This window comes from Aurantimonas aggregata (assembly GCF_010500835.1).
Taxonomy (GTDB): domain Bacteria; phylum Pseudomonadota; class Alphaproteobacteria; order Rhizobiales; family Rhizobiaceae; genus Aurantimonas; species Aurantimonas aggregata.
The window spans coordinates 167,362-190,251 of the sequence record NZ_JAAAMJ010000001.1; the positions used below are offsets into that span (position 1 = coordinate 167,362).

A 22,890-nucleotide genomic window follows, 5' to 3' on the forward strand; every position below is an offset into this window, starting at 1 on the left:
CACGCTCGAGCCGCCGCTTGGACCGCCCTGCTCTATGCGTTGGGAGCGGCGGCTACAGGAGCAACGAGAACGAGCGACGCGAACATCTAGTCCATCGTGTCACCTGACTCCTGAAGACCGGCGGGTGGCCGGAGGGGCGGCTCGACCACGAGGATGACTGCACGGGTAACGACCGGCGGGCACCTGAGACCCGCCACCGGGGTTCAAAACTTTGCCAACCGGTAACCCCCTGAGACAATGCTGCGACGGAGAGTCTCTTGCTTCCGAAAGGACGGCGCGGAAATTTTACCGTAAACGCGATCAGGCGAAGGCAGACGTGTTCGACCATATCGAGCGCTTGTATAATCCGACGCGCAGAGCGAGCTTGGGTTAGCTTAGCCCAAGAGACTTCGAGCGACGGGAGCGTTAGCCAACCTTGTCTCCATCAGACCGACAGCAGGCCAGTTCGATCGCTGGGCCCCCCTTCGGGCGGCCCAGCTAATTGGCATATGCAGCGGCTGCCTAGTTCGGGTTCTGCCCCGGAACGACACCACCCGAAGGGGTGGTCGACTCGGCCGGATCAGCACCGCCCTGACCGCTGGCCGCCGTCGACGCGCCGGATTCCTGCGACGACATCGAGCCTTCGGTGGCGCCGGACGTCGTTGCCGACGTCGACCCGGTGACCATCGCATCGGCACCCGTGGTCATGACCATCTGATGGTGCTGCTCGAGAACCGGAAGGGTCGTCGCGGCAAACTCGCGGATGGGACCGGCTTCGCCGCCCTGTGCGTAGGCGCCGAACAGAGCAACCGCCTCATCATGGGCCTGACGCTGCATCTGGAGATACGCCGCGTCGAACTGGCCTTCGGGCAGGTCCTGCAACTGATCAACCATCTGCTGGTGGCGCTGGTCCAGGCCCGCAGGCACCGCGAGATCGGCACCGGAGGCTTCCACTGCCTGCATCAGCGCCTCGCCGGCGGCAGTGTGATCCTGCACCATGCGCTGCGCGAAATGGCGTACGTCAGCGCTCTGGGTACGCTCCAGCGCCAGTTCGCTGGACTCGATCTCGAAGCGGTTCGAGAACGTCGCCGTCGGCACGAATTCTGCGGCGGTCAGCGCGGCCTGCTGCTGGGTGGCCGGGGCGGCCGTCTGCGCCGAAGCGACGCTCGGGACGAACAGCGCGGCAGCCAGGGCTGTGGTGACAAAATATCGGTTCATTGGAATGATCCTGTGCTTGAGGGGCTCGTTGCCCACATGGCACCCCAACGCACGCCGATTTTTGATGTTCCGGAACAATAAGTTAGCCGACGATCAGACCTTTCCCCAAGGGACTCTGACGCCGGCCTGGTGGCGAAGGAAGAATCCTGGACGGGTGGGACGCCGGTGCCTTCGCCAACGTCGAAATCGGCATGGCAAGTGCAGATCGTCGGGAGCGAAGTCGGTGTCTGCGCATTTGTCGCTGATCATGCGCGGTGAGCACCTTGTTGTTGAGGAATCTCAGAACCCCTCGACCGCAGATCCTGGGGCGGAAGCCGCGTATGAGTCCGCTCGGTCCACTGCGGCGGGAGCGCCGGGCGCATTAGGACCCCGCCGATCACACCCGCACAGCCTGAGCACGACGCGCGGCTAGCAAAGCAGAGGCAGACGAATGACGGCCAAACGACTGTTGCTGAAGAATCTGCGCCTCAGCGTCATGGACAACTCGTCAGCCTACGCTTTCTCCATAACCATCACGGGCACCTACGCGCTCCTCGCCACGATTGCAGCGCCCGGCCCGCTCGAGATCTTTGCCGGAGCCGGAGGCGCAGTATGCGCGTTCATGGTCGCAGAACTGCTGACGCTGCTGCTGCTTCGCGAAGACCCGCAGCGGTCCGACACGGTCAAACTGCTCGGGCGGATGCTCAACCTGCTGTCGGTCGGCTGCGCGACGGGTGCGGCGTATCTGTGCGGCCTTCTGTTGGACGGGCCGTTCGGCTGGCTGGTGGCCGGATTCACCGCAAGCCTGATCTTCATCTTGCTGGAAGGGCTGGAACTCGCCTTGGCCGAGGCGAAGGAAAAGGGCGTCTGACGCAGGCACATGCGTCGACGGGCACGGGCGGATCTGCGGTCGCGCATCTTGCGCGGGTGGTCGAACGTCAGACCCGCAGATAATCGAAGCAGCCCGCCGGCAGACCGGCACCACTGACCAGAATGGCGCCGTGCCGATAGAGCGTCGATGTCCATGTGCCGGGATCGGTCTCGATCACCAGTAATTCGCCGCTCGGATCGGACCAGACGAGGCGGCCCCCGACCAGCGACATCGCTTCCAAGGCAGCGCCCGGGGCCGTTCCAGGCGCGAAGAGGACTGTCGTAAACTCACGGTCCCGAGGCGGTTGCAAGGCCTGTGTTCCAGCCCCCACGGTCGCGAGGGTCGCCAGTGCCGCGGCGACGACCGACGGCTTTCCGGGCGAACCGCCGGTCGGGCGCGAGCCCATCCACCAGCCGAGCAGAATGGGAACGAGGCCGAACACCACGAACCACAGCAGATCCCAGAACAATGGGGATGCGCTGTCCATCCGGATGCGGTGGATTCCCAGGAGCCAGTGCGACAAGAGGCTGTCGAGCACGTGCCAGGCGCCGAAGCCGAGCAGTAAGGCCGCAGTCAGTTGGATCCCCGACACTGCGCCGCCGCCCCGCCAGGAACGCCAGAGCATCCAGAGGCCTGCCCCGGCGACAACGTACATGAACGCGTGGAAATATCCGTCGGCGGCGACCTGGAACCTCAGGTCGTCGGAGTTGATGGCGCTGAGCAGGTGATGCCACTGTAGGATCTGATGCAGCAGGATGCCATCAAAGAAGCCGCCCAGCGAGAAGCCGAGCAGATACCCTGCCCATCGGGAACCGGGAGACGTTGTCGCTGACACGATCTTCTCCTATGCCGTACGGAGGCCGTCGAAGTTTTGACGATCAGCGGCGCGACCGCAACAGCAGCAGGAGCCCCACGCCGGCCGCGAGCGCAGCGCCGGCAGCCATTGTCCCCTGCCGCCGCTGCGACGGCGAGCGCAGCCCCCCATCGATACCGCCTGCGATGGCGGGAGGGCCGAACAAATTGCCACTGGTCGGCTCGATCGGGGTCGCGTGCGAAAGCGATCGTTCCGTGATCCGCTTCACGAGGCCGATGGTGAAATCTGGCGCCAGAAAATGACCGACACGAGCGGCATTGGTGACCCAGCCCACAGTGGTCGTGCGACGAGGCCGCCTTGCCAGGCGGACGACAGCGTCGGCCACCTTTCGTGCATCGAAGACAGGAGGCGGTGCGGTGACCTTGCGCCCGACGTAGTTGGCGGCATGCCCGATGCCGGGCGTGTCGATGAACGCCGGATAGACGTCGCAGACATGGATGTTCGGATGGTCGACCAGTTCCGCGTTCAGGGCTTCGGAAAAGCCCCGCAAAGCGAATTTCGAGGCGCTGTAGGCAGACGCGAAGGGCATGGCCGCAAAGCCGCCGAGCGAGATCATGTTGATGAACGTGCCGCTGCCCTGGCGCAGAAAGACCGGCAGCACGGCGTGGGCGCTGTTCATGTGCCCTACGAGGTTCGTCTTGATGATCTGCTCGTGGGCCTCCATCGGCACCTCATGGAAGCGTCCGACAGCGCCGACGCCGACATTGGCCAACCAGACGTCGATCCGCCCGCCCAGCAAGAGCGCGCGGTCGCGCAAGGCAGCCACCGCCGCGGAGTCCGTCACGTCGGTTGGCACCGCGACTACCTCCGCCCCTAAGTTCCTGCAGCCCTCCGCCACCTTCTCCAGCGCCTCCCGCCCGCGCGCAGCCAGAACCAGCTTCGCTCCGGACCGGGCGAATGCCTCCGCCGTCGCCTGTCCGATCCCGCTGGATGCACCGGTGACGACGACGACATGACCGCGCAAGCCGCTTCGTTCCATAAACAAAACCCTTCCATATGCGCCAGCCGCGTCACGATTGACCGATGTGCCCGGCTGGAGTGCGATCCGGTCATGCCCGGGCTGCTCCCTCAAGCTGGAAACAGATTACGGCACCGCCCGTCCCGACAAGCGGCCCAACTCTGGCAAGGCATCGCCAGTCTCGTTGGGAAGATTGCCCGAGCCGGCAGGCCTCCTGCTCAAATCGCCTTCGGCAGTTGTCAGTCGACGGTGATGTTGAACGGATTGGGGTCGAAGCCGAAATGATCCAGAAGCGGCTCGGTCTCTCCTTCCGGCATCAGGAACATCCAGACTGCATTCTCAAGCCCGCCGCCCGACGCGGTGACGGACCAGAATTTCGAGTCCCTTCCGCCGAGACCCGGACGGGTACCGGTCTCCACCAGATGCTCCGTGTAGACGTCCCGCCGGGGCACGAAATAGACCGGCGTTTCGCCGAGCCCGTGAACAAGAAGCGCATCCCTGGTAGCGGCCATGACTGCATCGTGGCGTCGGATCACGACGGGACGCGGCTCGCGTTCGATGCGAAGCGACGTGGCTGTTGACCCACCAGGGGTCTGTCCGGGTAGATCGTCCATGGGAACCTCCAATGCTTCGTTCGTAAGTCGATATTCAGCGGTTGTTTGCGGGGCCGGCGTCCGAGGGACACCGAGGGTGCGCCGCCGGATCAGGGAGCTACGGCAGGAGCATCACGTCGTAGTGCGGTGATTCAGCACCGCTGGAGCGAAAATTCAGCCGTGCGACGAGCGGCCCGAGACCCTTCTTCGCGCCGGGGCGGCATGCCCCCCCATATCTGCGTGACCACAAGCCGTCAGGGCGTCTCTCCGAGCGTTTCGTCAGCCGTATCGTCAGGATCCTCACCGTCGAGCGGGGCATCCTTGTCGACCGCCAGCGCCGCGCCCTCGATGTGACCGCTGTCAGCCTCGCCGTCTGTCACCGGATCATTGCGCTCCACCGAGGTGAGACGATCCTCTCGGGGCTGTGCGGGAATGTCGCCGATACCGCCACCGCCGCTGGCGTCGTCGAGGTGTTCGTTGGTCTTGGACATGACGATCTCCTTCATGCTGAGCAGGATGAGAAAGCTTCCAGGGCTGCGGATGTTCCGGGCTTCGAGCGAACGGCGCTGCCTCTTCCTGCCTGCCAGCGGCTGCGTGCGGGTTCAATTGAGCCATCGGAGCGGGTTCTGCCGTGTGCCGGTCCTTTCTTTGCCGGCGGTTCAGCCGCGGAAGGAATTTTTCGTTAGTTGCGTGCGGGATCTGCCGGCGCGCGGAGGGAGCCAACAGGCGGGACGTTCGTTGCAGCCGACTGATGGCCTCATGCGACAGGAAACGAGATGACTGTCCAGCTTCCGCTACCCGAGAGTGCTCGCGCTCCCGAGCAGGTCGATTCAGCGCATGTTCGCGCAGTCTTGCCTGACCTTGCGTACCTGCGGGCGGCGATGGTCAACGTCGCCTTCATCGGCCCGGCGAACGCCCGGGACCGCGGCTGGGTGTTGATCGACACGGGCGTGGCCGGGACCGGAAGTCAGATCGCTGCCGGCATCGCCTCGCGCTTCGGCACATCGCGCCCTGCGGCGATCATCCAAACCCACGGCCATTTCGACCATGTGGGCGCTCTAAAGGAACTGGGCGAGGAGTGGGACGTGCCGATCTATGCTCACGACCTCGAGCACCCCTTCCTCACGGGACAGCAATCCTACCCGGCACCGGATGCGGGCGCGGAAGGCGGCATCATGCCGAAACTCGCCCCGTTGTTTCCCCGCTCGCCGATCGACGTCTCAGCCCGTCTCAGATCTTTGCCCGACGACGGCACCGTGCCGCATCTTCCGGGTTGGCGCTGGCTCCACACGCCCGGTCACGTCTCCCTCTGGCGAGAGGCAGACAGGACGCTGATTGCCGGTGACGCCGTGATCACCACGGGACAGGAATCGGCCTACGAGGTTGCTGTCCAGCAGCCAGAGATGCACGGTCCGCCGCGCTATTTCACGCCCGACTGGGCGGCAGCGGCGGCATCCGTCAGTCTCCTCGCTTCGCTGGAGCCGAGCCTGATTGTCACCGGTCACGGCCGAGCCATGGCGGGACCCGAGATGCTCGCGGCCCTGCATCGTCTCGCCGACAATTTTGAGGAGATCGCGCTGCCTAGGGCGTAGTGGATCTCCGTACAGTGGAGGCGTGGATCGGGTCCGGGGTGCAGGTCCGGCGGCCTTCCCTTAGGGCCATGCCGCGGAAACTGGCTGGTGGGTTCGGCCGCGGCACTGGGGACATAAGCTCCTCTCCGCTCAGTCGCTGGCTCCTCAAGAGAAGAAGTTGGCCCTGCCATTGCCTCACTGGCATCCTATCTGCTCGTCGCCGTGCAGATAGGACGCGCTGAAGTCGGCCTCGGTGCGAAGGCCTCGCCAGTCATGCACCGTGAGTAGGCTCTGGCGGAGAGTAATTAGCTTCTTTCGACGCAGATCCTGTAGCGCCCGATTTACATAAACGACCGTCAGCCCCGTCGCGTCGGCCAATTGCTCTTGCGTCAGCGGGAAGGTGCAAGTCGCATCATCGGCGAAATCCATGGCGCGCCGGTATGCGAAAATCTCGCACAACAAGTGGGCGACCCTCTGGTACCCCGGACGCTGCCCAACATTCATCACCCATTCCCGCGCGATCGCGGCATCGGCGAGGCTTCTGGCGAGGAAGGCTCGGGAAATTGCCGGACGCTTGTCCATGAGGTCGAGCACCTGGTCCCTGCGTGCCACGGCAACGGCGCAGTCGGTTACCGTCTCGATGGAATGGTCCGGATCGTCGAAGAAGAGCGAGGAAAGGTCGCAGATATGGCCGGGCATGAGGATGCCGACGATCTGCCTGTTTCCCTCTCTGTTCGCCTTGTGCCGCACCGCCACACCGCTCCGAAGGATCGTCACGAGGTCGGAACGGTCGCCCTGTCGCCGCAGGAAGGCGTGCTTTCCGACCACTATCGTACGGGAGAAAACGTCGAACAGTGCACCGAGGTCTTCGTCTGGGACAGGCAGAGCCAGCCGAACGGGGCCGCGATCAACGTTCAACATCGAGCTACCTCCAGGAACGAGCGTGAGGTGATCCTAAACGCCTTATGCCACTGAAACGAAATGGCTTTACAGCGAAGGGTCTGTTAGCGAGCATCCCCTGTCGAGGTGGTAACGCCTGATTGTTTGCGTTAGTTTCCTTTTCGTGTGCAGGGTTTCGGGGGCCCACCCGGCCGCTCCTTCCTGCTCTCGCCCGGTCGGAGGCGGCATGATGCCCGATCTCTCTTCCCAGAACTGCAAGGATATTTCGCTTCGTTCGCTCCGGAGGATGGCTCCCGTGCGCTCGCCGTGCGCCTCGACCGGGTCGAGTTCCCACAGCGCGACGTCCTGTTTCGGCCGGGTGAGCTCGTCGAGACCATCGTGTTCCCGAGAGCGGCATCATCTCGCTAGGTCGATGCGGCGAAGAAGGAGTCCCCGTTCAGCGCCTGTGCAAGGTCCTCTGCGTCAGCGCGAGCGGCTGTTTGCCTGAAAGGAGCGTCCGGCCTGCCGCCGGCAGCGCCACGACATGGTGTTGCTGGCGCGCATGTCCGCTTGGCCTCTGCTCTGTCGAGCCGGACCTACGGAAGCCCGCGCTGCCGGTATCGTTCACCATGCGGACTGCGATCCTGCATCTGACGGAGACTCGGACGGAAAGCTCCTTTTCGAGACAGGATCGCGTGTGACTGCGCCCATCACCCTTCGACCAACGACATGCTGCCGCGTCCTACCGCCCTGTCTTGGTGGCGGAGTGGAAATCGGCGGGCTTGCCGGCCACCCATTTCACGAATCGCGCGACCGTCTCGTTGTCGGTGAGCGGCGTGCCGCTTTCGGCGTGGCGGACCAGCTCGCTCGCCGTGAAGTTCGCGTCGATCGTCTCCCGGCAGATCGGATGGACCGGCACCGTGTCGCGGCCGCCCCGGCTTTTCGGGATGGGATGGAAGCGATCGACGGTCTTGCCGAGCGGCCGCCCGCACAGCCAGCACGGCTCCGCCGGCGCCTCGGCCGCCGCTTCGTCCACCAGCCAGCTGGCGTCTCGTATCTTCCGTGCCATGTCGCCGCTCCTCAGCATGCCGAGCGCGATGCGGTATTCGGCTTAGCGCTTTCCGCAGGACTGATGGGCCGAACCTGTGCTGCCGGTCAAGCAGGGCAAAGGAGCCGACCCGCCTCACGGTCATTCGCCCACGCGCCGCAGCCTTACTGCAGCCCTCTGCCGTCGCTGGCCAGGATGGACAAGGCGGCGAGGATCAGCGCAACCAGGAGCGCGACAGCGCCCAGCAGAACGAAAAGCAGCGCCCTCCCGAAGGCCCGATGCCGGCTGGTCCCGCGATGCACGACGAACCATTGCGTCAACGCGGCCAGATACCAGGCAAGGCCGGCGAGGAAGATCGATGCGCCCAGGATCCGCGCCGTGGTGCCGTCGCGAATGCCGACGGTCATCGCCAGGTCGATCGCCAGGACGAAGGGTGCCGCGATGAAGCAGTGGCTGTAGAAGGCCGGCCGCAAGGTCGCCCGGTTCAGGGCCAGCCCTTCCTGCCGCACCGCCTGCACGGCCAGGAGCAGCGGGAAGAGGCTGAAGGCCACTGCCCGGAACATCAGGAGATTGCGGGTATCGGCGAAGACCCCGCCGGCAGCCACGTGCGAGGCACCGAAACCGAGGTCCAGGAGATGCGCGATGACGATCGTCAGGAACAGGAAGATCGGCGGGCTGAGCGCATCGATGAACTGCTCGTCCGGCAAATCGGCCAGCTCGCTTCTGGCATAGGCCATCATCCGGAGTGGCTGACGGACGCATCGCCACAGGGTCAGCGGATAGAAGACAAGCCAGGAGACGAGCTCGTAGAGCAGCGCCTCGATCGACTTGAGGAGGTTCATGAAGTCCACGGGCACCCTCCGGCATGGCCGGTCAGCCTATCGCCGCCGTGTCGCGGACTTCAATGGGCGCCAAAGTCGCGGCCATTCGGCCGGCGACGTCCGCCTACAGGATTGCCGGCAGGTTGAGCCCGTTCTCCCGCGCGCAGTCGAGCGCCTCGTCGTAGCCGGCGTCGGCGTGACGCATGACGCCGGTGGCCGGGTCGTTCCAGAGGACGCGCGCGATGCGCCGGTCCGCGTCTTCCGACCCGTCGCAGCAGATCACCATGCCGGCGTGCTGAGAGAACCCCATGCCGACGCCGCCGCCGTGGTGCAGCGACACCCAGGTGGCGCCGGAGGCGGTGTTGAGCAGGGCGTTCAGCAGCGGCCAGTCGGAGACCGCGTCGGAGCCGTCCTTCATCGCCTCGGTCTCGCGGTTGGGCGAGGCGACGGAGCCCGAGTCGAGATGGTCACGCCCGATGACCACCGGCGCCGAGAGTTCGCCGTTCCGCACCATCTCGTTGAAGGCGAGGCCCAGCCGGTGACGGTCGCCGAGCCCGACCCAGCAGATCCGCGCCGGCAGGCCCTGGAAGGCGATGCGCTCGCGCGCCATGTCGAGCCAGCGGTGGAGATGATGGTTGTCGGGCAGGATCTCCTTCACCTTGGCGTCGGTGCGGTAGATGTCTTCCGGATCGCCGGAGAGCGCCGCCCAGCGGAACGGGCCGATGCCGCGGCAGAACAGAGGGCGGATATAGGCCGGCACGAAGCCCGGAAAATCGAAGGCGTTTTCCAGCCCCTCGTCCTTAGCGACCTGGCGAATGTTGTTGCCGTAGTCGAGCGTTGGCACCCCGGCCGCATGGAAGGCCAGCATCGCCTCGACATGGGTGCGCATCGACGCGCGGGCGGCCTTTTCCACGGCCTTCGGGTCGCTCTCGCGCCGGGCGCGCCATTCGGCCATCGACCAGCCGACCGGCAGATAACCATTGATCGGGTCGTGCGCCGAGGTCTGGTCGGTGACGATGTCGGGGCGGATGCCGCGGCGGACCATCTCCGGCAGGATCTCGGCGGCGTTTCCGAGGAGGCCGACCGACTTCGCCTCGCCGGCGGCGGTCCAGCGCTCGATCATCGCCATCGCCTCGTCGAGCGTCTCGGCCTTCTCGTCGACATAGCGGGTGCGCAGGCGGAAATCGATCGAGTCCGGGTTGCACTCGACCGTCAGGCAGGAGGCGCCGGCCATCACCGCCGCCAGCGGCTGGGCGCCGCCCATGCCGCCGAGACCGCCGGTCAGCACCCACTTGCCCGTGAGGTCGCCGCCGTAATGCTGGCGGCCGGCTTCCACGAAGGTCTCGTAGGTGCCCTGCACGATCCCCTGCGTGCCGATATAGATCCAGGAGCCGGCCGTCATCTGGCCGTACATCGCGAGCCCCTTCTTATCGAGCTCGTTGAAATGGTCCCAGGTCGCCCAGTGCGGCACGAGGTTGGAATTGGCGATCAGGACGCGCGGCGCATCCCTGTGGGTGCGGAAGACCCCGACCGGCTTGCCGGACTGCACCAGCAGCGTTTCGTCTTCCTCCAGCGTCCGCAGCGCCGCGACGATCTTGTCGAAATCGTCCCAGGTGCGCGCCGCCCGCCCGATTCCGCCATAGACCACCAGCTCGTTGGGGTTTTCGGCGACCTCCGGGTCGAGATTGTTCATCAGCATGCGCAGCGGCGCCTCGGTCAGCCAGCTTTTGGCCGACAGCTCGGTGCCGCGGGCCGCGCGAACGGTGCGGGCGTTGTGGCGGCGGTCGGGAAGCGTCATCGGGTCAGCCTTTCAGTGCGGGCGCCAGCGCTTCGAGGCGGCGCAGGAGTTCGGCGAGAACGGGGCGCAGGCGAGCCGCACGGGTCTCGTCATAGGCAAAGGGCGGCGCCTCGCTCGCCAGATGCGTCGCCTGCGCGAGTTCCATCTGGATCGTGTGGACGCCCTCGCCCGGCGCGGCGTAGTGGCGTGTCGTCCAGCCGCCGCGGAAGCGACCGTTGACGATGCTGGTGTAGCCGTCCGCCGTCTCGCACACGCCACGAACTGCCAGTTCCACCAGCCTGTCGCAGGTTCGCCCGCCATCGGTGCCGATGTTGAAGTCCGGCAGGATTCCCTCGAACAGATACGGGACGCGGGAGCGGATCGAGTGGCAGTCGTAGAGGATGGCCACGCCGTGGATCGCCTTGACGCGGGCGATCTCGGCGGCCAGCGCCGCATGGTAGGGCGCATGGAACAGCTTCACCCGCCGCGCGACTTCCGCATCGTCCGGCGCCCTGCCGTCACGCCAGATCGGCTGGTTGTCGAAATCGGTCAGCGGCACCAGCGACGTCGTCGCCTGGCCCGGATAGAGGCTCGCCCCGCCCGGATCGCGGTTGGCGTCGACGACGTAGCGGTGGAAGGTCGCGCGCACCGTCGTCGCGCCCGGCAGCAGGCCCTCATAGAGAAGGTCGATGTGCCAGTCCGTGTCGCGCAGCTTCATGCCTTCGTCGTTCAGGCAGGCACGGATGTCGTCCGGCACCACTGTGCCGGTATGCGGCAGCCCGAGCACGACCGGCGACGAGCCGCGGTGGACCTCTACCGGGCTCATGCGACGCATCCAGGAAGCGGTGAGCATCGCAGCGATTGATCTCCCCCCTTGTGGGGGAGATGGGCGGCAGCCCAGAGGGGGGTGATGCCGCGCGGCCTTCGCCCTGATCCCGCGTCCTGTCGCTGGTTTAGAAAGCGATACCATACGAGGTGGGCGCCCCTCGAGACTGCCCTCTGCCTGCCGGCATCTCCCCAACAAGGGGGGAGATCGATTGCGCCGTTGATGTGCCTCACGAGTCCAGCCCCGGCAGCACGTCGCCGACGCTCGCGACCAGCGCGCCCGAGCGCACCAGCTCGGCGGCCGCGTCCAGGTCGCCGGCCATGTAGCGGTCGTCCTCGAGCGTCGGCACGACGGCCCTGATCGCAGCGTGGGCCGCCAGCAGGCGGGTGCCGGTCGCCAGCGGCGCGCGCAGATCGATGCCCTGCGCCGCCGTCAGCGCCTCGATACCGATGATCGCCGAGAGGTTCTGCGTCATTAGCAGCAGCCGCCGCGCGCCGTGGCAGGCCATGGAGACGTGGTCTTCCTGGTTGGCCGAGGTCGGCGTCGAATCGACGCTGGCCGGGTGTGCCATCTGCTTGTTCTCGCTCATCAGCGCCGCCGAAGTGACCTCGGCGATCATCAGCCCCGAGTTCAGGCCGGGGCGCTTCGTCAGGAAGGGCGGCAGGCCGAAGGACAGTGCCGGATCGACGAGCAGCGCGATGCGGCGCTGGGCGATCGCGCCGATCTCGCAGATCGCCAGCGCGATCTGGTCGGCGGCCAGCGCCACCGGCTCGGCGTGGAAATTGCCGCCGGAAACCACCGAACCGTCGGACAGCACCAGCGGATTGTCGGTGACGGCGTTCGCCTCGATCACCAGCGTTCCCGCTGCCTGCCGCAGCACGTCGAGACAGGCGCCGTCGACCTGCGGCTGGCAGCGGATGCAGTAGGGATCCTGTACCCGCTCGTCGCCGGTCAGATGGCTGTCGCGGATCTGCGAGCCCTCGAGCAGGGCGCGCAGGGAGGCTGCCGCCTCGATCTGCCCGCGATGGCCGCGCAGCGTGTGTATCTCCGGATGGAACGGCGCGGAGGAGCCCATGGCCGCGTCGGTCGACAGCGCGCCGGTGACGAGCGCCGCCTGCGCGGCGCGGAAGGCGCGGAACAGCCCCGCCAGCGCGAGGGCGGTCGAGACCTGCGTGCCGTTGATCAGGGCGAGCCCTTCCTTGGCCGCGAGGGTCACCGGCGAGAGCCCCGCCGCGCGCAACGCCTCGGCGGCGGGGCGCACGGTGCCGTCGACTACCACCTCCCCCTCGCCGATCATGGCAGCCGCGACATGCGCCAGCGGCGCCAGATCGCCGGAAGCGCCGACCGAGCCCTGCCCCGGCACGACCGGCAGGATGCCCTTGTCCAGCATCGCCTCGATCAGTTCGACGATCACCGGGCGCACGCCCGACGCGCCGCGCCCGAGCGACACGAGCTTCGTCGCCATCACCAGCCGCACGATCTCGGGAGCGAGATTGTCGCCCACCCCGCAGCAATGCGACAGGATGAGATTGCGCTGCAGCGTCTCGACGTCGCCCGGCGCGATCCGCACGCTGGCGAGCTTTCCGAAACCGGTGTTGATGCCGTAGACGGCGTCCTCGCCGGCAGCGATCTCGGCGATGCGCGCCGCACTGGCCTCGATGCCGGGCCGGCAGGCGGGATCGAGCCTCACCGGCTCGGTGCCGCGATAGATGCGCTCCAGCGTCGAAAGCGTGACGTGGCCGGGCGTGAGAACGATGGTCATGCCGCGACGTCCCGGATAACCCGGTGCAGCGGGTTGAAGCCGATCCGGTAGGCGAGTTCGGCCGGATGCTCGACGTCCCAGACGGCGAACTCGGCGCATTTGCCGGGCGTGATCGTGCCGAGCTCATCTGCCAGACCAAGGGCGTGGGCCGCCTCGCGTGTGACGCCGGCGAGCGCTTCCTCCGGCGTCAGGCCGAACAGCGTCGAGCCCATGTTCATGGCGAGCAGCGGCGAGGCAAGCGGCGACGAGCCGGGATTGCAGTCGGTGGCAAGCGCGATCGGCACGCCGGCTTCGCGCAGCGCCGCAACCGGCGGTGCCTGCCGCTCGCGTAGCGTATAGAACGCGCCCGGCAGCAGGACCGCCACCGTGCCGGCCTCCGCCAGCGCATCGACCCCCTCCTGCGACAGATATTCCAGGTGATCCGCCGACAGCGCGCCATACCGGGCCGCGAGCGCGGCACCGCCGAGATCGGACAATTGCTCCGCATGGAGCTTGACCGGCAGGCCGAGCGCGCTGGCGCGCTCAAAGACCATTGCCATCTCGTCGACTGAAAACGCGATGCCCTCGCAGAAGCCGTCGACCGCATCGATCAGCCCCTCTGCCGCGCCCTGCTCCATGCCGGGCAGCACCACCGCCTGGATGTAGTCGCCGGGCCGGCCTTGGTATTCGGTCGGCACGGCATGCGCGGCGAGATAGGTGGTGAGGACGCGCACGTCGCGCTCGGCACCCAGCCAGCGCGCGACGCGCAGCATCTTCAACTCGTCCGCGACGGTCAGGCCGTAGCCGGACTTGATCTCCACCGTCGTCACGCCTTCGGCGAGCAGCGCGTCGAGGCGCCGCGAGGCGCTGTCGAACAGGCTGTCTTCGCTGGCCGCCCGCGTTGCCGAGACGGTCGAGACGATGCCGCCGCCCGCCGCCGCAAGCTCCTGGTAGCTGGCACCAGCCAGGCGCAGCTCGAACTCCCGGGCCCGGCTGCCGCCATGGACGAGATGGGTGTGGCAGTCGATCAGCGCCGGGGTCACCAGCCGCTGCCCGAGACCCTCGGCCTCCTTGCCGTGCCATTCGGCCGGCAGGTCGGCGGCCGGGCCGGCGAAGACGATCTGCCCGTCGATCGTCGCCACCGCGGCATTTGTCACCAGCCCGTAGGGCGCGCCCGACCGCTCCATGGTCGCGAGCGTCAGCTCGGTGAGAAGGCGTCTGGCCATGGCGCGCATCCGTCGGTTTCGGTTGAGCCGAAAACCTATTATGTATAGACATATAGTGTCAATCGCGGCGGGGGTGAGGATAGCCGATGCGGATCAGGGCTGAACAGCTGCTGCTGGAAGACGGCTGGGCGCGAAACGGCCTCGTCACGATCGGCGACGATGGTTGTATCACCGCGATCGATGCCGCCGGCGAGAACGAGGCCGCAGACCAGGCGGTGCCTGTCCTCCTGCCGGCGCTGTCCAACCTCCACAGCCATACATTCCAGCGCGCCATGGCGGGGCTCACCGAGACCCGTGGGCCGGAGGGGCGCGACAGCTTCTGGACCTGGCGCGTCCTGATGTACCGGTTTCTCGACGTGCTGACGCCGGACGAGATCGAGACGATCGCCGCCTTTGCCTTCATGGAGATGCTGGAGGCCGGCTTCGGCGCCGTCGCCGAGTTCCACTATCTCCATCATGCCCCGAACGGCGCACCCTATGACGACCTCGGCGAACTCTCGTCCCGCATCGCGGCTGCGGCGACGACAACTGGCATCGGCCTGACGCTGCTGCCGGTGCATTACCGCACCGGTGGTCTCGACGGACGGCCGCTGACCGGCGGCCAGCAGCGCTTCGGCAACGATCTCGGCCGGTTCCTGAAACTGGTCGAGCGGGCGAAGGAAATCCTCGCCCCGCTCCCCGCCGACACAAGCCTCGGCCTCGCGCCGCATTCGCTGCGGGCCGCCCCGGCGGACGACATAAGGATCCTCGCAGCCACCCTGCCGGACGGACCGTTCCATATGCATGCCGCCGAGCAGGAGGCCGAGATCGAGGAGGTTCTCGCGGCGACCGGGCGCCGTTCCATCGAGTGGCTGCTCGAGAATTTCCAGGTCGACGAGCGCTGGTGCCTGATCCACGCCACCCACATGACGCAAGCCGAAACCGAGGCGCTTGCCCGTTCCGGCGCGGTGGCCGGCCTCTGCCCTGTCACCGAGGCCAATCTCGGCGACGGCATCTTCGAGGGCGTCGCCTTCCTGGAAGCTGGCGGCAGCTTCGGCATCGGCTCGGATTCCAACATCCGCATCAGCGCCGCCGAGGAGCTGCGCCAGCTGGAATATTCGCAGCGGCTGAAGCACAAGGGCCGCGCCGTGCTCGCCGAGCCGGGCGGCTCCGTCGGCCGCCGCCTCTACGACGGGGCACTCAAGGGCGGCGCCCGTGCCCTCGGCCGCGAGGCGGGCGCGATCCGGGTCGGCGCCTTTGCCGATCTCGCGGCGCTCGACCCGGCCCGCTTCGCCGGCTCCGGCAAAGGCGACGGCATCCTCGATGGCTGGATCTTCACCGGCGGTCGCGAGGCCGTGACCGACGTCTGGTCGGCCGGGCGCCACATCGTGCGGGAGGGTCGGCATATCGACGCCGACGCGCTGACCCGGCGCTATCGCGCGGTGCTGGCCAATGTCATGGGGCGCCTGTGAAGCCCGGCCCCCGCTCCTCGTTCCGCGTCATCAAGGACGAGATAGCCCGACGCATCGGCGAGCAGACGTGGAAGGCCGGCGCCCTGATCCCCGGCGAGGAGGCCCTGGCCGCCGAGTTCGGCGCAGCCAGGGCCACCGTCAACCGGGCGCTGCAGGAATTGGCGCGCGCCGGGCTGATCGAGCGCAAGCGCAAGGTGGGGACGCGCGTCGCGCTGCATCCCGTCCGCCAAGCCCGTTTCGCCATTCCGCTGGTCTCCCAGGAGGTCGCCGCTGCCGGCGCCGCCTATCGCTACGCCCTGCTGGCGCGGGAGGCCCGGGCGGCGGATGCACGGGACGCCGAACGTCTGGGCGTTGCACTCGGCGACATGGTCCTGCACCTGGAATGCCTGCATCTGGCCGACGAGCGCCCGTATCAGTTCGAGGATCGGCTGATCAATCCGTCGGCCGCGCCGAAGGCGATGGAAGAGAGCTTCGAGACCCTGGGGCCGAACGAATGGCTGGTCGGCGCCGCGCCGTTCTCGCGCGCCGAGTTCACCTTCCTCGCCGCCCTGCCGAGTGCGCGCGAGGCGAAAATCCTCGATGTCGCAGAGAGCGAACCGGTGTTCGTCGGCGAGCGGCGCACCTGGCTGCTCGCGCGGCCGATCACCGCCGTGCGCATGGTGCACCCGCAGAGCCACCGGCTGACGTCCCGCCTATGAGCGGGCCAGTTCGCCGCGGTCGGCCTGGATCGCCTCCGCACGGATTTCCTCGGTCAGCCGGGCGCGCATCTCGCTGAATTCCGGGCTCGACTTCATCTTGTAGTGGCGCGGATGCGGCAGGTCGACGGGCAGGATCGACTTGATCCGGCCGGGTCGCGCCGACATCGTCACGACCCGCGAGCCGACGAAGATCGCCTCCTCGATGTCGTGGGTGACGAACAGCACCATCTTGTGCTCGCGCTCCCAGATGCCGAGCAGGAGTTCCTGCATCAGCCCGCGCGTCTGGTTGTCGAGCGCGCCGAAGGGCTCGTCGAGGAGCAGGATCTTCGGGTCGTTGGCGAGCGCGCGGGCAATCGCGGTACGCTGCTGCATGCCGCCCGAAAGCTGCTTCGGCCAGTGCTTCTCGAAGCCCTTGAGCCCGACCTGATCGACGTAGAAGCCGACGATCTCGCGTTTCTCGGCCTCGCCCATGCGCTTCTCGCGCAGGCCGAAGGCGATGTTGTCCTCGACGCTCAGCCAGGGAAACAGCGTGTAGGACTGAAACACCATGCCGCGGTCCGGTCCGGGGCCGGTAATCGCCTCCCCGTCGAGCGTCACGGTGCCGGTGGTCGGCCGGTCGAGGCCGGCGATGATGCGCAGCAGCGTGGACTTGCCGCAGCCGGACGGCCCGAGAATGGTGACGAAATCGTCCGACGGCACGGTGAGGTCGGTCGGCTGCAGCGCGACGACCGGGGCGCCGCCCTTCACGCCGGGAAACACCCGGCCGAGGCCGGAAATGACGAGCTCGCTCATGCCAGCCTCCAGGCGAAGAGCCAGCGATTGATCGACTTGAACAGGAAGTCCGAGATCAGGCCGATCAGCCCGATGACAATGATGCCGAAGATGATCTGGCCGGTTGCCATCAGCGCCTGCGAATTGATGATCATGTAGCCGATGCCCGACGAGGCGCCGATCAGCTCGGCGACGATGACGTAGGTCCAGGCCCAGCCGAGCACGAGGCGGAGGATCTCCGCGATGTCCGGCGCATTCGCCGGCACGAGGACGCGGCGCACGATGCCACGGTCGTTCGCCCCCAGCGTGTAGGCCGCCTCCACCAGGTCTTGGCGGGTCGAGCCGACGGCGCCCGCCACCATCAGCGTGATCTGGAAGAACGAGCCGATGAAGATGACCAGCAGCTTCTGCGTCTCGCCGATGCCGGCCCACAGGATCAGCAGCGGCACGAACGCGGAGGCCGGCAGGTAGCGGGCGAAGGAGACGAAGGGCTCGAGCAGCGCTTCCACCGGCTTGTAGGTGCCCATGGCGATGCCGATCGGCACGGCGAGAGCCGCCGCGATGGTGAAACCGCCGACGACGCGCCAGATGGTGATCCCGATGTCGCCGAGGAAACCGCGCTGCGACAGCAGGTACCAGCCGTCGCCCAGCATGGTCAGCGGGTCGGCGAGGAAGGTGCGCGACACGAAGCCGCCGTAGGTCGCGAGCGACCAGAGGGCGACGAACAGCACGAAGAACGAAAAGCCGAGGACGACGCGGGTGCGCGTGTCCACCGGCTGGAAGGGTCGGATCATCGTGCGGGGTCCGGCGCTTGGTGGGTCAAAAGCCGCGGCAGCCGGTCAAAACCGGTCGCCGCGGAACACAGGCGGATGCCTTACTGTATGAAGCTCGGGTCGGCCAGACCGTCGATTTCCGGCTTCTCGCGGATCACGCCGATGTCGAGCAGGAGGTCGGCGGCAGCATCCGAGAACTCGCGCCATTCGCCGGCGAAGAACGTCTTGTTGGCCTCGCGGTCCTGCCAGCGCAGATGCGAGGCGGAGGCGGCGAACTGCTCGCCTGTCTGGTTCACGTCGGCGCCCATGATCTCGTAGGCCCGGGCCTGATCGCTTTCGATCATCTCCAGCGCCTCGAAATAGCTCTCCGCGAGCGCCTTGGCGGCCTCGGGGTTTTCCTCCAGGAAGGCCGGCGTGCAGCCGACCGTGTCCATCACCGCCGGGTAGTCCAGCGTGGTGGCGAGGATCTTGCCGGAATCGGGCGCGTCGCGCACCGTCGACAGATACGGCTCGTAGCTCATCGCCGCATCGTTCTGCCCGGCGACGAAAGCCTGCGCCGCCGGTCCGGGCTCCATGTTGACCACCGAGACGTCGTCGAGCGACATGCCGTTCTCGTTGAGCATCCAGGCCAGCAAGAAATACGGCGAGGTGCCGGGCGTCGAGGCCGCGATCGTCTTGCCCTTGAGATCCGCGAAGGTCTCGACATCGCCGCGCACCGCGATGCCGTCGGCGCCGTAGCTCTTGTCCATCTGGAAGATCTGCGTTGCCGCGACGCCGTTGGCGTTCCAGGCGACCCAGGTCTCGACCGTCGTCGCCGCGCACTGGATGTCGCCCGAGGCGATGGCGAGGTGGCGGCTCGCCTGCGGGATCTTGGAGAGCGTGACGTCGAGACCGTTCTTCTCGAAGATCCCGGCCTCCTTGGCGAGGGTCAGCGGCGCGAAGCCGGTCCAGCCGGAGAGGCCGAGATTGATGCTCGTCGTCTGCGCCTGGGCGCCGGAAAGCCCGGCAAGCACCAAACCGACCGCGCAGCCTGTCTTAGAAAGCAAATCCATTTTCGTCGCCCCTCCATTTGTCTACACAAATACAGACTGACGGAAGGCCATGAGGCGGTCAAGCGGGGTGGCGGCGCCGGCCTGCGGATTGAATCGGCAGGCGCGGAGCGAATGCTGTGCAATGTGCCCACCGACGCGGCAAAGGCGCGATCACGGGTAAACGACACCGGCTCGGTGGAGATCGTCAGCGCCCGGCGTGAGCTCTTTCGAGCCCGCGCCGGGCGGATCGTCGCTGACGCCCTGATCAGGCCTTCTGGACCGCCGCGGCAATGTCGTCGACCGAATGGCCGGTCAGGTCCTTGGCGAGATCGCCGACGATCTTGCCCTTGAGGTTCGCGTGATAATGCTTGCGCATCTCGCCGAGCGTGCGCGGATCGGCGATGATGAAGACATGCTCGAGCTTGTTCTTGAGCGCCATCTGGTTGAGATGCTCGGCACTTGCCGCGGCGAAGGCGTCTTCGTCGCCGCGATGCGAATCCGGATTGGCCGACGAGCTCTGGTGCCGCCCGCCCGACCCGGCGTTGCTGGCGTCGATCGTCGGGTCTGCCATCGGCGCGAGGTCGAGCTGGGTCTCGGTCCCCTTGTTGTGGAAGAGCTTGAGGTTCTTTCCGTCCACGACGGCCACGATCGTTCCGTTGGCAAGGATCATCGGTAAACTCCTGATTGTCCGGTCGGCACGATGTGGCCGATCGGGTTTCGACGAATGTCGTCACTGCGAGACGTTTCGCGGCGGGGTGCGTTCCCTCCGCTGTTGGTGGCAAGGTGCTGCTCGGAGCTCTCGGAAAGCCGGAGCCCGGCAAGCGAGGGCCTCAGGGCAGCGGCCGGTCGTCCTCCAGCATCCGCTCCGCCGAACCGTCGAGATCGTCGAACTGGCCGCTGTTGAGGCTCCAGAGGAACGCCGCGAGGCCGAGGGCCCCGAGCCCCAGCGCCACCGGAATGAGCACGATCAGGAGGTTCATGCGGCCTGCTCCTGCAAGGCGGTTGCCGCCACCGGCACGGGTTCGCCGCTGGCAGACGGCGCAGGCACCTGCGCAACCGGCCGACGTGCCAGTCGCCGCTCGCTGCCGCCCCGCGTGAGCCGGAGACTGTTGCCGATGACGATGATCGAGGAGGAAGACATGGAGATTGCCGCCACCAGCGGCGTGACATAGCCCGCCACCGCCAGCGGCACGGCGAAGCAGTTGTAGAGGATCGCCAGCCCGAAATTCTGCCGGACCAGAGCCTTTGCACGCTGGGCGATGCGATGCGCGTAGGGCACCGCCAGCAGGCTGTCGCGGGTGAACACGAAATCCGCAGCCTGCCGGCCGGCATCGCAGGCCGAGGCCGGCGCCATCGAGACGTCCCCGGCGGCAAGACTCGGCGCGTCGTTGAGCCCATCGCCCACCATCAGCACGCGATGGCCCTCGGCCTGCAGCGCGCGGATCCGGTCGATCTTCATCGCCGGGGTCTGCGCGGAAGCAAACCGTTCGATCCTGAGCCCCTGCGCCAGCCGTTCGACCGGCCCGGCGGCGTCGCCGGAAAGGAGTTCGACGTCGAGCCGCGCCTTGGTCAGCCCCGCGATGGCCGCCGCCGTGTCGGCGCGCAGCGTTTCGGCGAGCACGAACCCGGCAGAGGGTCCGCCCTCGACGGCGAAAGCCGGCCCGTCGCCTGGCAGCGCTCCGCCGGGCGACGCGATTTCCGCCGCCCAGTCGGCACGGCCGAGCCGCACGCGGCGTCCGTCGTCGCTGCGTCCCTCGATGCCGCTTCCGGCGACTTCCCTGATATCGACCAGCGGCAGGGTCGGGCCCGCCCCGAGAAACGCCCGCACGGCCCGCGAGGCCGGATGGGTGGACTGGCTGGCCAGCGCCCTCGCCCAGGCCGTCGATGCCCCCTCGCCGATGTCCGACCGCACGACAAGCGGCGTGCCGGTGGTGAGCGTGCCGGTCTTGTCGAGAACCACGCGGTCGATCTCGGCGAGCCGCTCCAGCGCCGAGCCGTCCTTCATCAGGATGCCGGCCTCGAACAGCCGCGACGCGCCGATCACGTGGACGACCGGCACCGCCAGACCCAGCGCGCAGGGACAGGTGATGATCAGTACGGCAATGGCGATGTAGAGCGCGTGGTACCAGTCGCCGCCGGTGGCGACGAGCCAGCCGAGGAAGCTGGCGGCGGCGAGGACGTGCACCGCCGGCGCATAGATACGGGCCATCCGGTCGGCGATGCGGACGTAATGTCCGCGCCCGACCTCCGCTGCCTCCATCATCCGCACGATCTCGGCAAGGAAGGAATCCTTCGCAGCCTTTAGCGCCCGCATGTCGAGCGGGCCGGTGAGGTTCAGCGTCCCGGCCTCGATCCGGTCGCCGACGATCGCCGCGGAAGGCTCGCTCTCGCCGGTGACGAGCGAGCGGTCGAGCGCGCTGGATCCGCGCAGGATTTCGGCGTCCACCGGCACCCGTTCGCCGGCCGCCACCCGCAGGACCATCCCGGGGCGGACCTCGTCCAGCGGCACGTAGCGCAGCGCGTCGCCTTCGACGGCGGTCGCACCCTTGGCCGCCAGCCGTGCGAGGCCGGTGACGGCGCTGCGTGCCCGTTCGCGCATGCGCTGGTCGAGGAACCGGCCGATCAACAGGAAGAACAGCAGCGTCACCGCCGCGTCGAAGTACGCCTCCTCGCCACCGGTCAGGCTCTCGGCGAGGCTCATGGCGAGCGCGAGCAGGACGCCGAGCGAGATCGGCACGTCCATATTCATCCGCCCGGCGCGCAGCGCCGCAAAGGCCGAGCGGAAGAACACCTGGCCGGAATAGGCGATGGTCGGCACGGCGATCAGCGCCGAGACGAGATGGAACAGGTCGCGCGTTGCCGCATCGGCGCCCGACCAGACGGAGACCGACAGGAGCATGATGTTGGCGGCGGCGAATCCCGCGACCGCCAGCGCCTTCAGAAGCTGCGCCGACTCCCGTTGCTGGCCCAGCGCGTCGAGGTCGCCGAGGTCGATCGACGTCGCACGGTAGCCGACGCCTTCCAGCGTGTCCGGCACGATCAGCGCCGGGCGGTCCGGTGTGTCGAGAACCACGGTCACCCGCCGCATCGTCAGGTTGACCCGCGCGGCGACGACGCCGTCGAGCCCGGCAAGTGCCGTCTCGATGGTCGAGATGCATCGCCCACACGAAATGTCCGGGACGGCGAAGACGTACTGGACCGTGCCGTCATCCTGCTGCCGGCCGGCATGCGCCAGTTCCTCGGCCTTCAGGAGACGCGCCGGATCGCTGGTCTCGCCGGCGAGCCCGGCCGCCAGCCCGCCGCCGCAACAGCTCACTGGCCTGCCTCCACATGGAAGCGGACCCGCTTCTCCCAGCTCTCGGCGCTTGGGGTCTCGACGATGACGTCGGCCTCCCAGAGCCCCGAAGCGAGCTCGGTCTCGCCGCCGTAGCCGCCTTCGCGCAGCGGCTGCAGGGTCACGGTCCTGTCCAGTTGCGCCGAGGCCGGCCGGCCGATCGTGGCCGTGACGGTGCTGTCGTGGATAGGTCGACCCTCGCGGTCGGTGAGCGCCACGACGAAACGCCCGTCGGCGTAGCGCGTGTCGATCGACCAGCCGCGCGCCGCCTGACGCTCGCGGGTTTCGGTCACGGTGTTGAAGCGCTGGCTCTCGACGTAGGAGTTGCCGACGACGAGGCCGCTCCAGGTGGAGGTCGCGAGAAACGCCATGGTGAAGTTGACGGCGATGATCGTGCCGAAGAACAGCGCCAGGACGGCCGCCATGTGCTTGCCGGTGAAATGGTTGGTGCCGAGCAGACGGTCGATCATC

The 22,890-nt window shown here is 67.4% G+C and carries 23 protein-coding genes; 4 read left to right on the forward strand and 19 right to left on the reverse strand.

What is annotated here, in order from left to right; translation table 11 throughout:
- Positions 1-501: 501 nt before the first annotated feature.
- Positions 502-1,233, reverse strand: a complete 732-nt coding sequence (locus tag GTW51_RS00790) for a DUF4142 domain-containing protein (RefSeq protein WP_163041986.1) — start codon at positions 1,231-1,233, stop codon at positions 502-504.
- 394 nt (positions 1,234-1,627) lie between these two features.
- Between GTW51_RS00790 and GTW51_RS00795 the strand changes: the two genes are divergently transcribed.
- Entirely contained in the window at positions 1,628-2,047 is a 420-nt protein-coding gene (locus tag GTW51_RS00795; protein ID WP_163041987.1) for a hypothetical protein, read from the forward strand.
- 67 nt (positions 2,048-2,114) lie between these two features.
- On the opposite strand, the gene GTW51_RS00800 is transcribed toward GTW51_RS00795, so the two are convergent.
- The 4 genes from GTW51_RS00800 to GTW51_RS00815 all read right to left on the reverse strand — a co-directional run bounded on the left by GTW51_RS00800 (position 2,115) and on the right by GTW51_RS00815 (position 4,963).
- Positions 2,115-2,882 (reverse strand): DUF2243 domain-containing protein, encoded by a 768-nt coding sequence (locus tag GTW51_RS00800; RefSeq protein ID WP_163041988.1) that lies wholly within the window; start codon positions 2,880-2,882, stop codon positions 2,115-2,117.
- 43 nt (positions 2,883-2,925) lie between these two features.
- Entirely contained in the window at positions 2,926-3,900 is a 975-nt protein-coding gene (locus GTW51_RS00805; protein ID WP_163042630.1) for an SDR family oxidoreductase, read from the reverse strand.
- Between the two features lie 218 nt (positions 3,901-4,118).
- On the reverse strand, positions 4,119-4,493 hold the full coding sequence (locus GTW51_RS00810) for a DUF427 domain-containing protein (protein WP_281354553.1): 375 nt from the start codon (positions 4,491-4,493) through the stop codon (positions 4,119-4,121).
- A gap of 233 nt (positions 4,494-4,726) precedes the next feature.
- Positions 4,727-4,963: a hypothetical protein gene (locus GTW51_RS00815; RefSeq protein WP_163041990.1), complete on the reverse strand. Its 237-nt coding sequence runs from the start codon at positions 4,961-4,963 to the stop codon at positions 4,727-4,729.
- A 390-nt stretch (positions 4,964-5,353) separates the two neighbouring features.
- Here GTW51_RS00815 and GTW51_RS00820 point away from each other — a divergent pair, with 390 nt between their 5' ends.
- Positions 5,354-6,064, forward strand: coding sequence for an MBL fold metallo-hydrolase (locus GTW51_RS00820; protein ID WP_343033850.1), 711 nt, complete (start codon positions 5,354-5,356; stop codon positions 6,062-6,064).
- Positions 6,065-6,238: 174 nt separating this feature from the next.
- Here GTW51_RS00820 and GTW51_RS00825 read toward each other — a convergent pair whose 3' ends face one another.
- From GTW51_RS00825 to hutI, 7 genes are all read right to left on the reverse strand, one after another.
- Positions 6,239-6,964: a Crp/Fnr family transcriptional regulator gene (locus tag GTW51_RS00825; RefSeq protein WP_163041992.1), complete on the reverse strand. Its 726-nt coding sequence runs from the start codon at positions 6,962-6,964 to the stop codon at positions 6,239-6,241.
- 700 nt (positions 6,965-7,664) lie between these two features.
- On the reverse strand, positions 7,665-7,991 hold the full coding sequence (locus GTW51_RS00830; RefSeq protein WP_163041993.1) for a hypothetical protein: 327 nt from the start codon (positions 7,989-7,991) through the stop codon (positions 7,665-7,667).
- A 143-nt stretch (positions 7,992-8,134) separates the two neighbouring features.
- Positions 8,135-8,821, reverse strand: coding sequence for a permease (locus tag GTW51_RS00835; RefSeq protein WP_203565827.1), 687 nt, complete (start codon positions 8,819-8,821; stop codon positions 8,135-8,137).
- Between the two features lie 94 nt (positions 8,822-8,915).
- A complete protein-coding gene (hutU, locus tag GTW51_RS00840) occupies positions 8,916-10,589 on the reverse strand; it encodes a urocanate hydratase (RefSeq protein WP_163041994.1) in 1,674 nt (557 codons plus the stop codon).
- A gap of 4 nt (positions 10,590-10,593) precedes the next feature.
- A complete protein-coding gene (gene hutG, locus GTW51_RS00845) occupies positions 10,594-11,394 on the reverse strand; it encodes an N-formylglutamate deformylase (protein ID WP_163041995.1) in 801 nt (266 codons plus the stop codon).
- Between the two features lie 229 nt (positions 11,395-11,623).
- Positions 11,624-13,156: a histidine ammonia-lyase gene (hutH, locus tag GTW51_RS00850; protein WP_163041996.1), complete on the reverse strand. Its 1,533-nt coding sequence runs from the start codon at positions 13,154-13,156 to the stop codon at positions 11,624-11,626.
- Positions 13,153-14,361 (reverse strand): imidazolonepropionase, encoded by a 1,209-nt coding sequence (hutI, locus tag GTW51_RS00855; protein ID WP_203565828.1) that lies wholly within the window; start codon positions 14,359-14,361, stop codon positions 13,153-13,155. Before hutI ends, hutH begins: the two co-directional genes overlap by 4 nt.
- Before the next feature lie 86 nt (positions 14,362-14,447).
- On the opposite strand from hutI, the gene GTW51_RS00860 reads away from it, so the two are divergent.
- Together GTW51_RS00860 and GTW51_RS00865 are read left to right on the forward strand one after the other, a co-directional pair.
- Complete coding sequence (locus GTW51_RS00860; protein ID WP_163041997.1) at positions 14,448-15,812, forward strand: formimidoylglutamate deiminase; 1,365 nt, start codon at positions 14,448-14,450, stop codon at positions 15,810-15,812.
- The gene (locus GTW51_RS00865; protein WP_163041998.1) at positions 15,809-16,510 is read left to right on the forward strand and encodes a histidine utilization transcriptional repressor HutC; all 702 of its coding nucleotides are present in this window, start codon (positions 15,809-15,811) and stop codon (positions 16,508-16,510) included. The genes GTW51_RS00860 and GTW51_RS00865 overlap by 4 nt, the downstream gene beginning before the upstream one ends.
- On the opposite strand, the gene GTW51_RS00870 is transcribed toward GTW51_RS00865, so the two are convergent.
- From GTW51_RS00870 to GTW51_RS00900, 7 genes are all read right to left on the reverse strand, one after another.
- On the reverse strand, positions 16,505-17,302 hold the full coding sequence (locus tag GTW51_RS00870; protein WP_163041999.1) for an ABC transporter ATP-binding protein: 798 nt from the start codon (positions 17,300-17,302) through the stop codon (positions 16,505-16,507). The two genes, GTW51_RS00865 and GTW51_RS00870, sit on opposite strands and share 6 nt — an antisense overlap.
- A complete protein-coding gene (locus GTW51_RS00875) occupies positions 17,299-18,075 on the reverse strand; it encodes an ABC transporter permease (RefSeq protein WP_163042000.1) in 777 nt (258 codons plus the stop codon). The genes GTW51_RS00870 and GTW51_RS00875 overlap by 4 nt, the downstream gene beginning before the upstream one ends.
- An 80-nt stretch (positions 18,076-18,155) precedes the next feature.
- Complete coding sequence (locus tag GTW51_RS00880; RefSeq protein WP_163042001.1) at positions 18,156-19,106, reverse strand: ABC transporter substrate-binding protein; 951 nt, start codon at positions 19,104-19,106, stop codon at positions 18,156-18,158.
- A 244-nt stretch (positions 19,107-19,350) separates the two neighbouring features.
- A complete protein-coding gene (locus tag GTW51_RS00885; RefSeq protein WP_203565829.1) occupies positions 19,351-19,755 on the reverse strand; it encodes a host attachment family protein in 405 nt (134 codons plus the stop codon).
- Positions 19,756-19,915: 160 nt separating this feature from the next.
- On the reverse strand, positions 19,916-20,065 hold the full coding sequence (gene ccoS / locus GTW51_RS00890) for a cbb3-type cytochrome oxidase assembly protein CcoS (protein WP_163042002.1): 150 nt from the start codon (positions 20,063-20,065) through the stop codon (positions 19,916-19,918).
- Entirely contained in the window at positions 20,062-22,401 is a 2,340-nt protein-coding gene (locus tag GTW51_RS00895; RefSeq protein WP_163042003.1) for a copper-translocating P-type ATPase, read from the reverse strand. Before GTW51_RS00895 ends, ccoS begins: the two co-directional genes overlap by 4 nt.
- The gene (locus GTW51_RS00900) at positions 22,398-22,889 is read right to left on the reverse strand and encodes a FixH family protein (RefSeq protein ID WP_163042004.1); all 492 of its coding nucleotides are present in this window, start codon (positions 22,887-22,889) and stop codon (positions 22,398-22,400) included. Before GTW51_RS00900 ends, GTW51_RS00895 begins: the two co-directional genes overlap by 4 nt.
- Position 22,890: the final 1 nt, after the last annotated feature.

Excerpts from the sequence above, each read along its gene's own strand:
- GTW51_RS00795 (WP_163041987.1), top strand. The coding sequence starts at position 1,628 with ATGACGGCCAAACGACTGTTGCTGAAGAATCTGCGCCTCAGCGTCATG.
- GTW51_RS00805 (WP_163042630.1), bottom strand. The coding sequence starts at position 3,900 with ATGGAACGAAGCGGCTTGCGCGGTCATGTCGTCGTCGTCACCGGTGCA.
- GTW51_RS00810 (WP_281354553.1), bottom strand. The coding sequence starts at position 4,493 with ATGGACGATCTACCCGGACAGACCCCTGGTGGGTCAACAGCCACGTCG.
- GTW51_RS00815 (WP_163041990.1), bottom strand. The coding sequence starts at position 4,963 with ATGTCCAAGACCAACGAACACCTCGACGACGCCAGCGGCGGTGGCGGT.
- GTW51_RS00820 (WP_343033850.1), top strand. The coding sequence starts at position 5,354 with ATGGTCAACGTCGCCTTCATCGGCCCGGCGAACGCCCGGGACCGCGGC.
- GTW51_RS00825 (WP_163041992.1), bottom strand. The coding sequence starts at position 6,964 with ATGTTGAACGTTGATCGCGGCCCCGTTCGGCTGGCTCTGCCTGTCCCA.
- GTW51_RS00830 (WP_163041993.1), bottom strand. The coding sequence starts at position 7,991 with ATGGCACGGAAGATACGAGACGCCAGCTGGCTGGTGGACGAAGCGGCG.
- hutU (WP_163041994.1), bottom strand. The coding sequence starts at position 10,589 with ATGACGCTTCCCGACCGCCGCCACAACGCCCGCACCGTTCGCGCGGCC.
- hutG (WP_163041995.1), bottom strand. The coding sequence starts at position 11,394 with ATGAGCCCGGTAGAGGTCCACCGCGGCTCGTCGCCGGTCGTGCTCGGG.
- hutH (WP_163041996.1), bottom strand. The coding sequence starts at position 13,156 with ATGACCATCGTTCTCACGCCCGGCCACGTCACGCTTTCGACGCTGGAG.
- hutI (WP_203565828.1), bottom strand. The coding sequence starts at position 14,361 with ATGGCCAGACGCCTTCTCACCGAGCTGACGCTCGCGACCATGGAGCGG.
- GTW51_RS00860 (WP_163041997.1), top strand. The coding sequence starts at position 14,448 with ATGCGGATCAGGGCTGAACAGCTGCTGCTGGAAGACGGCTGGGCGCGA.
- GTW51_RS00870 (WP_163041999.1), bottom strand. The coding sequence starts at position 17,302 with ATGAGCGAGCTCGTCATTTCCGGCCTCGGCCGGGTGTTTCCCGGCGTG.
- GTW51_RS00875 (WP_163042000.1), bottom strand. The coding sequence starts at position 18,075 with ATGATCCGACCCTTCCAGCCGGTGGACACGCGCACCCGCGTCGTCCTC.
- GTW51_RS00880 (WP_163042001.1), bottom strand. The coding sequence starts at position 19,106 with ATGGATTTGCTTTCTAAGACAGGCTGCGCGGTCGGTTTGGTGCTTGCC.
- GTW51_RS00885 (WP_203565829.1), bottom strand. The coding sequence starts at position 19,755 with ATGATCCTTGCCAACGGAACGATCGTGGCCGTCGTGGACGGAAAGAAC.
- ccoS (WP_163042002.1), bottom strand. The coding sequence starts at position 20,065 with ATGAACCTCCTGATCGTGCTCATTCCGGTGGCGCTGGGGCTCGGGGCC.
- GTW51_RS00900 (WP_163042004.1), bottom strand. The coding sequence starts at position 22,889 with ATGATCGACCGTCTGCTCGGCACCAACCATTTCACCGGCAAGCACATG.